The 7,873-nt window shown below is 61.2% G+C and carries 8 protein-coding genes; 3 read left to right on the forward strand and 5 right to left on the reverse strand.

Annotated features, from left to right (window positions below):
• Positions 1–18: 18 nt before the first annotated feature.
• Both ACPYOI_RS21840 and ACPYOI_RS21845 read left to right on the forward strand, forming a co-directional pair.
• Positions 19–1,398 carry a hypothetical protein gene (locus tag ACPYOI_RS21840; RefSeq protein WP_481416957.1) on the forward strand — a complete coding sequence of 460 codons (1,380 nt, stop codon included), beginning with the start codon at positions 19–21 and terminating at the stop codon, positions 1,396–1,398.
• Between the two features lie 21 nt (positions 1,399–1,419).
• Entirely contained in the window at positions 1,420–2,268 is an 849-nt protein-coding gene (locus ACPYOI_RS21845) for a polysaccharide deacetylase family protein (RefSeq protein ID WP_481423356.1), read from the forward strand.
• Between the two features lie 20 nt (positions 2,269–2,288).
• On the opposite strand, the gene ACPYOI_RS21850 is transcribed toward ACPYOI_RS21845, so the two are convergent.
• Positions 2,289–3,281, reverse strand: coding sequence for a LysR family transcriptional regulator (locus tag ACPYOI_RS21850; protein WP_481418042.1), 993 nt, complete (start codon positions 3,279–3,281; stop codon positions 2,289–2,291).
• A gap of 400 nt (positions 3,282–3,681) precedes the next feature.
• Here ACPYOI_RS21850 and ACPYOI_RS21855 point away from each other — a divergent pair, with 400 nt between their 5' ends.
• Complete coding sequence (locus ACPYOI_RS21855) at positions 3,682–4,302, forward strand: helix-turn-helix domain-containing protein (RefSeq protein WP_481418043.1); 621 nt, start codon at positions 3,682–3,684, stop codon at positions 4,300–4,302.
• Between the two features lie 253 nt (positions 4,303–4,555).
• On the opposite strand, the gene ACPYOI_RS21860 is transcribed toward ACPYOI_RS21855, so the two are convergent.
• The 4 genes from ACPYOI_RS21860 to ACPYOI_RS21875 form a co-directional block, all read right to left on the reverse strand.
• Positions 4,556–5,437 carry an ABC transporter permease gene (locus ACPYOI_RS21860; RefSeq protein ID WP_481418044.1) on the reverse strand — a complete coding sequence of 294 codons (882 nt, stop codon included), beginning with the start codon at positions 5,435–5,437 and terminating at the stop codon, positions 4,556–4,558.
• Between the two features lie 2 nt (positions 5,438–5,439).
• Positions 5,440–6,381 (reverse strand): ABC transporter permease, encoded by a 942-nt coding sequence (locus tag ACPYOI_RS21865; RefSeq protein ID WP_481418045.1) that lies wholly within the window; start codon positions 6,379–6,381, stop codon positions 5,440–5,442.
• A gap of 3 nt (positions 6,382–6,384) precedes the next feature.
• Positions 6,385–7,506 carry an ABC transporter ATP-binding protein gene (locus ACPYOI_RS21870; protein ID WP_481418046.1) on the reverse strand — a complete coding sequence of 374 codons (1,122 nt, stop codon included), beginning with the start codon at positions 7,504–7,506 and terminating at the stop codon, positions 6,385–6,387.
• Positions 7,503–7,873, reverse strand: a 371-nt coding sequence (locus tag ACPYOI_RS21875; RefSeq protein ID WP_481423357.1) for an oligopeptide/dipeptide ABC transporter ATP-binding protein, incomplete at its 5' end; no start/stop codon positions are given. The genes ACPYOI_RS21870 and ACPYOI_RS21875, both read right to left, overlap by 4 nt.

The following is a 7,873-nucleotide window of genomic DNA, read 5'->3' on the forward strand; positions in this document are numbered from 1 at the left end:
AATTGTCGAGGTAATATCATGAGTGCAATTGCGGAAGATAAGAAGACAGCCGGCGACGTGCCCGAAACGGTATCGAGGGCGGATGTCATCGCCTCCTCGAATGCCGTGCTGGCAATGCCCAACGTGCCGCTGGACGAGCGCGAGGATATCTTCCGCGTCGAGACCGTCGGCATGGAATGGGATATCGGCGTGCGCGTCTACGAACCGCAGCCGGCGGATTCGATCAAGCGCGGCGCCGACGGCAAGAAGGTCGGCATCTTCCTGCTGCATGGTGGCTCGGGCGACTACAAGTCGGTCGAGAAATTCGCGCTGCTCTTCGCGCAGAAATTCGCCTTCAAGGTTGTTACCATGACCTTCCCCGGCCGTCTCTACCTCGACGATGAAAGCCGCGACTGGCCAGCCGACACGATCAATGCCGACGGCACGGTGCGCACGCCGATCTGGCAGGCGGGTGAATATGTAACCCCCGACCAATACGAGCTGATCCGCGATCGCTCCAAGCATATCAAATACGGCACGCGCACATTGGCGCGCGCCAAGCCCGGCAGCCGCTTCTACGACCGCATGGCCGGTTGGCCGATGGCCTTCGAACTCGGCATGAAGACAGCCTGCGCCCGCCATTTCCCCGAAGGCGAGTTCTCGATCTATGTGCACGGTCACTCGACCGGCGGCCCCTACGTCTCGATGCTGTCGCAGCGCGTGCCCAATATCGCCGGCGTCATCGCCATCGAGAACTCGACTTTCGGCTATATCAACGAGCGCAAGCACCTCTGGAGCGGTCATGTCGGCAAGATCGAGGGCTTCAAGCGGGTTTCCGAGAAAGGCGATCCGTGGAAGGACCCGTTCAACGACCTCTATATCCGCACCTGGCGCGACCTTGCCCGTTATCGTGGCCCGGAAGCACTCGGTCAGGAAGGGCCGAATGTGATGATGCGCCTGCCCTCGCTGATGGAGGAGATCCTGGAGGCCTGGGAGGTTGCGCGCAAGCGGCCGCAGTTCAAGGCCGAATACATGATCACTCACAATATCGTCGGCGCGCTCGAAGAGGCGGCCCGGGTGACCGCCAAGCGCCTCGGCATGAACGAAACGGCGACGCAGGGACTGGTCGATCACTATACCGGCCTGACGCATGAACTGACCGGTTCCGATGTCAAGCCGGTGCCGCCCTTCCTCTTCGTCATCACCAAGGACAGCCGCGACCACAGCCCCGAGGTGTACCGGGAGGTGATCATCCCGATGTTCCGCGAGATGAAGCCTGCGCCGCGCACCGCCGTCTGCCGCTTGGGGGCTGGCGTCCACACCTACACCAAGCCCGAGGCCGATCTGCCGATCGGCGTCGCACCCTGTGCCGCCAAGCTTTACCACGACGCCATCGTCAACGGCTTCTTCGTGGTCTGAGACTTTCCAAGGAGCGAATTCATGCGAACCAAGATTCAATGGCCGGGCAACAAGCTGGTCTGCGCCACCGCAACGGTTGCCTTCGAAGCTTTCGTACGAGGAGGGCATTTCAAGAAGGCCAAGGGGCTGGAGATCAACCTCGTTTCGGTCTCCCATTCCAACTACGGCGGCAATGCCGGCATCTGGCGCATCCTCGAAGTGCTGGAGCGCACTGGTTTCCGCGCGACGATCGATGTGAACGGGCTTGCAGTCAAACGCTGGCCGGAAGCCATCCGCGCCCTGCATGATGCCGGTCATGAGATCGCCGGGCATGGCACGACGAACGACATCAAGATGATCGATCTCAATCCGGATGAGCAGCGGGCGGAGATCCGGGAGGTGACGAAGATCATCTCGGATGTGACAGGCACGCGCCCCGTCGGCTGGGTCAGCCCCGGCGGCTACCACACCCGCGAAACGCTCGGCATCCTTGCCGAGGAAGGCTATACTTGGTGCGGCGACCAGTGCGACGACGACCTGCCATACCTCGTCGAGGTCGACGGCAAGGTCATCACCATCATTCCAAAGCACTGGTTCTTCAACGATTTCCGTGCCTGGAATGGTGGGGCGAGCAGCGGTCGCATGGCGCTCGAAGGCTTCAGCGACGCCTTCGACTTCGTCCTGGAAGAGGCAAAACGCGGAAAGCCCGGCCGTATCGACGCGCTTGTCCATGCAGAGCTCGGCGGCCGCCCCTACATGGCCTATGCATTCGAAAAGATGCTGCGCCTGATGGCGGAACGCGAAGAGGTATGGCGCCCGACCCGCGCCGAGATCGCCGATTTCATGTTGAAGTCAGGCGCGGTGCCCGAGCTCTATCAGCCGGTCGCCTGAAACGAAAAATCATGGAGCTTTCAGTTGACGCCGAGCACCTCGACGGCGTCGAATGCCTCTGGCGGCAGGCGGCGGTGCCATGTCGCTATCTCGGTAACGAAAGCCCGGCGGCATTCGCGGGCGAGATCGTTCGGCACGTCCATCAGCCTGTTTTTCTCGTTGGAAAGATAGAGTTCCCGACTATATTGCGCCGGTAGCATCACCCAGGCGATTTTCTCCATGTCAAAATAGAGCCGCGCGAGGCTGAGCGGCGTGATGACGGCCCATCCGAAGCCCTGTGCCACGAGATCGAGTGTCGCGCCGGTCGAAAGACAGTCAGTGCTGCGGCTGATGACGATGTCGTTTTCGTCGAAATAGCGCTTGGTCAGTGCCAGCAACTGCGCCGGCACGCCGTTACTGAGGAAGGTCAGCCGCTGGGCGATCTCGGCGATGCTGGTGGTGGACCGGTAGACCTCAGCTGGAACGATGGCGATCAGGCGCTCGCGGAAGAGCGGCTGGCTCTCGATGTTGGGAATATGGGAGAGATCGTCGGTGGAGATCAGGATATCCCAGACTCCACGCAAGAACTCCTCGATATAGTCCGAGCGCGGTGTCGACTGGACCGAGAGATCGCCGACCATATCGCTGAAGGAGGTGATAAGTGTTGGCAGCAGCACCTTCGCGACCGTTTCCCGAACGCAGATGCGCAGCCTCGGCAAAGCAAGGTTCCGGTACCCGTCCAGCGTCTCGAGCATCTCCTCCCCGACTTCGAGCAGGATCGACGCATGACGGCGCAACGCGGCTCCTGCCGGAGTCAGTCGGATGCCATGCGAGCTGCGCTCGAGTAGGGCAACACCGAAATCGCGCTCCAGCCGGGCGATCGACTGCGAAATCGCCGCTGGGGAGACCCCGAGACGAACTGCCGCTGCCTTCATGTTGGGGGCATTGCACACGATCATATATTGGGAAAGCGAACGCAGATCAGGGAACTTTGTCAGGATACACTCCTCGATATCCAAGCGGGCAATATGCACTTCATCGTGTTGAACCGCCCCCGCCACTCCCAAGCAGGAGGGATGAGGAACTCTACATCAGTCCAATCGGCGCACCAGCAGAAAATCCCAAGTTTCTCCGTGTGAGAACTGGTGTCGTTAAGCCTGGCATGGGGATCGGCGGCGTAATTGAGCTATGGAGCGGAAGCTAACACCCACGAGCCCGTTACATCATGGGAAGCGAATATAATATCCACCTTAACGCCGAAGCGCCTAAATATTGGGCAGATTTTACATTCCATCCCAGTAAGTTTGACAAAACCGGAGCCCGAAGCGCCCTTTGTCAAATTTGACCTAAAAATCGCATTGCAGGCTCGTCAAATCTCATGCGATAATGCTGATACTGATTAAGTCAGCAATTAATCGCTTTGGATGGAACTTCGTGGAGACGATTGCAAAGAGCGCCATGGTAGAAACGCATGCCAACTTTGACGTGTTGGCGGGCGGCGCTAGCCAGTGGGAGTTCGATCTCGGGCTTCGCTTGAAGCAGGCCCGCATAGCAGCGCATCTATCCCAACGTCAACTTGCCTTGAGGGCGGATATATCGAATACCACAATTTCATTGATCGAACAGAACCGTACGAGCCCATCCGTGGCTATGCTGAAGCGCATCCTTGCTGCGCTACCCGTCTCTTTGTCAGACTTCTTTGATGGCACTGCCGCCATTGCGCGGAAATCGATCTATCGTGCGGCCGAGCTGGCGGAGGTTTCATCCGGGTCCGTGACCACGCGTCGGCTCGAACTACCGGGCGAGGGGGCGGCGCAAATCATGCATACTTTCTATCAGCCCGGCGCCGACACTGGAAACCGCGTTAGCACCAGCGAGAGCCTCCAGGGCGGGGTGATCGTCCGCGGCCATCTTCAGGTGACAATCGACGGCGTCCGCAGCGTTCTCGGTCCCGGCGATGCCTACTCGCTCCAGGGGAGCCTGTCACACCGTTTCTGCAATACCAACAGGATCGAGTGCGAAGTGGTCAGCGTGTTTTCAACGCAGTCGGCCTGAATGCCCGGAGGCGCGTCCGTCCTGTTTTATCCCAGTTCACCTTTCCCAAGGTAAAGAATTTATGTTGTGGGTGAGAAACTGGAATGGCTTCCCCCAAGCGCAAAAGCCAGTCGGCGTTGGCTCTAAATGCGGGCTATTAGTTCGAATTCCTTCAGAACGAGGGCCCGGTCGGCGGTAGCCAGGGATTCCCAAGCTGCCGAGGAAGCCATGCGTGCTCAGCAGACTCCCGTCCTGAGGGCAGAAACCACGTTGCCTATCGCGAACGGGGATCGAGCGCGTCGCGCAGGCCGTCGCCGAGCAGGTTGAACGACAGTACCGTCATGAAAATCGCCATGCCGGGCCAGAGCGCCATCCAGGGCGCGTTGCCCAGGAAGCGCTGGGCGGAATTGAGCATCGAGCCCCAGGAAGGTGCCGGTGGCTGCAGGCCGAGTCCGAGGAAGGACATGCTGGCTTCCGCTATGATCGCCGACGCGATCGTCAGCGTTGCCTGAACCATGAGCTGCGGCAGGATGTTCGGCAGGATATGCCGGACTGCGATGCGCCATTGCGGATTGCCGACCGCGCTTGCCGCCTCGACGTATTCCTCGGCCTTGATGGAAAGCACCTGGCCGCGCGTCAGCCGGATGAACAGCGGCATGGCGGTGATGCCGATCGCGAGCATCGCATTGGTCAGGCTCGGCCCCAGGAAGGCCGCAAAGGCGATCGCCAGGATCAGGAAGGGGCAGGCGAGCATGGCGTCCGTGAAGCGGCTGATCAGGCCGTCGACGATGCCGCCAAGGAAGCCTGCGGCAAGGCCGAGCGGCACGCCGATCGCCATGGCGATGCCGACCGATGTCAGACCCGCCATCAGCGAAGCGCGAGCACCCCAGACGATACGCGAAAGGATGTCGCGGCCGGCTTCGTCGGTTCCCATCCAATGGAGGGCGGACGGTGCCTTGCGCACCGCGGTCCAGCTTTGGGCGGCCGGATCATAGGGGGCGAGAACCGGCGCGAAGACCGCGACGAACACCATGAACAACACGACGACGAGGCCGACGAGTGCGCTTTTGCGTTTCGACAGCCGCCGCCACAGGCGGCTTCGATAGAAGCCCGTCAAGAAATTGGTCGAGGTTTGGGTTTCCGAGATCGTCAGCACGGTCAGCCTCTCAATCGGGGGTTGACGAGGATATATCCGATATCAGCCAGCAGGTTGAGGATGATGTAGAATAGCGAGGTCACGAGAACGACACCCTGCACGACGGGATAATCGCGGGTAAAGACCGCATCGACGATCAGCTTGCCGAAGCCGGGAATCGTAAAGATCTGCTCCGTCAACACAGCACCCGACAGCAATGCGCCGAATTCGAGCGCGCCGAGCGTGATAATCGGCGTCAGCGCGTTGCGCATTGCATGCTTGAACACTACGACCCACTCGCTCAAGCCCTTGGCGCGCGCCGTTCGTACGTAGTCGCTCTCGAGCGCCTGCAGCATCGCTCCCCGGGTATGGCGCATGATGACGCCGGCGATCGCCATGCCGAGCACGAAGGCAGGCATGACCGTCGTCGAAAGGCTCATCCGCCAGTCCTCCCAAGGACTGACGAAGCCGGACGCCGGCAGCCAACCGAGATGGACCGAAAAGAACAGGATCAGCATGATGCCGAGCCAGAAGTTCGGCACCGAAATGCCGGCGAGCGACACGACGTTCGTCGCGTAGTCCACGGCTGTGTTCTGCTTCAGCGCCGAAATGACGCCGCCGGTGATGCCGAGGATCAGGGCGACGACGATACCCATGATCGCGAGCTGCAGCGTGACCGGCAGCTTCAACAGAATCAGGTCGAGGACGGGGCGGTTGTGGCGCATGGATTCACCAAGGTCGCCGGTCAATACGCCCTTCACCCAATAGAGATACTGGACGAAGATTGGCTGATCGAGGTGATATTGCGCCCGGATTGCCGCGAGCGTCGCCTCGTCCGGATTGTCGCCAGCGAGCACCAATGCCGGATCGCCGGGCAGCAGGTGCTGGAGCGAAAAGATGATGAGCGACAGAAGGACGACTGTCGGAATGAGCTGCAGGAGGCGGCGCGCGAGAAGCGAGGACATGGCTTAGCTTCCTGTGACTGTCTGGGCCGACCGCGCGGCCATGGCCTCGAAGGCTGCGAACAGCTTTTCAAGCTTGGGATTGCGAGGCTCGCGCACGCTCTCGGCCTCGTCCGGTGCGGGCAGATCACGCCAGAAGGCGCAGGCGTTGGCGTGACCGTTCTCTTCGGTTTCGAGCCTCATGCTGACCGTCTCGCACTCCGGCCGGGCATACGGACAGCGCGTGTGCAGCCGGCAGCCCGGCGGCGGGGATAGCGGGCTCGGCAGATCGCCGTGCAACCGCGCGGCGCGCGGCCGCTGATGGCTGGGAGGTGCGGCTACCGGAATCGCCGAAAGCAGGGCGCGGGTGTAGGGATGACGTGGCGCGTCGAATATCTCGTCGGACGTGCCGATCTCGACCACCTTGCCGAGATACATGACCGCGACGCGATCGGCGATATGCTTTACGACGCCGAGATCGTGCGAGATGAAAACGAAGGCGAGACCGAGCCGGTTCTGCAGGTCCTTCAGGAGGTTGAGAATCTGAGCCTGGATCGACACGTCCAAGGCCGAAACCGCTTCGTCGCAGATGATCGCCTTCGGCTCGGAGGCGAGCGCGCGCGCAATCACCACGCGCTGGCGCTGGCCACCGGAGAACTCGTGGGGATAGCGGCTTGCCTGGTCGGGGCGCAGGCCGACCATTTCCAGCAGTTCCGCGACCCGCTTGGAGCGCTGCCCGGCCGGCACGATGTTGTGCAGCATCAGCGGTTCGGCGATCGTCTGGGCGATCGTCATGCGCGGATTGAGCGATGCGTAAGGGTCCTGGAAGATGAGTTGAACATGCCGCCGCTGCTGACGCATCGCCCTGTGGCTGATGTTCGTGACATCCTGTCCGTCGATAAAGACTTCGCCCGCAGTCGGCGTGATCAGCCGCATCAACAGCCGCCCGAGAGTCGACTTGCCGCAGCCGGATTCTCCGACGATCGCGAGCGTTTCGCCCGGCATGAGGGAAAACGTGACGTCATCGACGGCGCCGACCTGCGCCAGCGGGCGGCCAAGGATGCTTCGCTTGACGATGAAGTTCTTGCCGAGCCCGCGGACTTCGATAATCGGCTTTGCCGTAAAGGAAGAGGAAAGGGCTTGGTTCACAGAACGATGTCCTCCATCGGCGCCCGCCAGCAGCGGCTGAAATGACCCTGCGACACTTCCCTGAGCTCGGGCATATTGGCGCATTGCTCGACGCGGAAGGGGCAGCGTGCCTGAAAGCGGCACCCGCTCGGCGGATTGGCCATGTCGGGGACGGTGCCGGTAATCGCCACAAGCCGCTCCCGCTTCTCGTCGAGGCGCGGCAGCGAACCGAGCAGGCCGACGGTATAGGGATGCTGAGGGAAGGTGAAAAGTTCCTCGACCGAGCATTGCTCGACGACTTGGCCCGCATACATGACGATGACATCGTCGCAGGATTCGGCAACGACGCCGAGATCGTGGGTGATGAGGATAATGGCCGCTCCGGTCT

Source organism: Rhizobium sp. SVR5-2C, from assembly GCF_056755115.1.

What these genes read in the sequence shown, in the direction of transcription:
- ACPYOI_RS21840 (WP_481416957.1), top strand. Translation starts at nt 19, where the DNA reads ATGAGTGCAATTGCGGAAGATAAGAAGACAGCCGGCGACGTGCCCGAA.
- ACPYOI_RS21865 (WP_481418045.1), bottom strand. Translation starts at nt 6,381, where the DNA reads ATGTCCTCGCTTCTCGCGCGCCGCCTCCTGCAGCTCATTCCGACAGTC.
- ACPYOI_RS21845 (WP_481423356.1), top strand. Translation starts at nt 1,420, where the DNA reads ATGCGAACCAAGATTCAATGGCCGGGCAACAAGCTGGTCTGCGCCACC.